This window comes from Vibrio sp. Vb1554, from assembly GCF_033344235.1.
In genome coordinates this window covers 1-1,246 of sequence record NZ_JAWPOJ010000259.1, presented here as the reverse complement: position 1 = coordinate 1,246, position 1,246 = coordinate 1, and the positions used below count along the sequence as shown (strand labels likewise).

General features: G+C 48.7%; 1 protein-coding gene. It reads right to left on the bottom strand.

Annotated features, from left to right (window positions below; translation table 11 throughout):
- Nucleotides 1-1,119: 2,4-dienoyl-CoA reductase FMN-binding domain-containing protein (locus R8N28_RS25485; protein WP_318183692.1), on the bottom strand; the 1,119-nt coding region annotated here is incomplete at its 3' end.
- Nucleotides 1,120-1,246 lie beyond the last annotated feature (127 nt).

Below are 1,246 nucleotides of genomic sequence, written 5' to 3'. Positions count from 1 at the left end.
CGTTGGTTCAACTACAATTTCTGTTTCGTAACAAGCAAGTGGATTAACCAGACAGCTAGCGCGCTTACCTTTAAATACGTTGTCCAGACACGCTTGGTTGCAGCCGATACACGTATTAATAAACTGCGCTTTCTCTTGTTCTGCCTTCGCGACAAAGTATGGATCCGCCAAGAACGGGCGAGCCATTGACACCATATCCGCCTGACCAGAAGCAAGGATTCGCTCTGCTTCATCAGGAGTGTTAATTCGGTTACAGGTGACAATTGGCACAGAAACGTGCGGTTTCACCTTCTCGGTAACCCAAGTAAATGCACCGCGCGGTACTTGGGTAGCGATGGTCGGAATGCGCGCTTCGTGCCAGCCAATGCCAGTATTGATAATGGTCACGCCCGCATCTTCAAGCGCTTTGGCGAGTAGGATAACGTCTTCAAACGTGCTGCCCTGCTCGACGAGATCCAGCATCGAAAGACGGAAAATGATGCTTAACTTCTCACCCACCGCTTTACGTACAGCTTTCACTATCTCCAACGGGAAGCGCATGCGTTTTTTGTAACTGCCTCCCCAATCGTCATATCGCATATTGGTGCGCTTACAAAGGAACTGATTGATCAAATAACCTTCTGAGCCCATTAATTCCACGCCGTCATAACCGGCAAGTTGAGCGAGTTCAGCGCTGTTGGCAAATGCATCGATGGTCTTTTTGATCTGACGCTCGCTCATTTCACTCGGCGCAAACTTCGCGATCGGCGCTTTAATGCCAGAGGCGCTCTGCGCAAACGGGTGCATCGCGTAACGCCCAGCATGTAAAATCTGTAGTGCAATTTTGCCACCATGCTTGTGCACGGCATCGGTAACTACTCGGTGCGCCTTTGCGTGTTTTGGCTTACTAAACTCCGCACTTAACGGGTGCAAACGACCGCGTAAATTCGGTGAAAAACCGCCGGTCACGATAAGCCCGACGCCACCTTTCGCGCGCTCTTCATAAAACGCGGCGAGCTTTTGCAATCCTTCCTTGTGCTCTTCTAGACCTGTGTGCATTGATCCCATCAGGACTCGGTTTCGTAATTGTGTACAACCTAAGTCCAGTGGTTTTAATAAATTAGGGTACATGGCAGACATCACTAAACATCCATTTTTATTATCATGGTCTGACCAGACTACGTCCGGAAAACCAAAAAATCAAACAGGCGTTTACATTTTTGTAACACCGATCAATCTCGCGCGAAAATATGCCAATTGTTGAGTG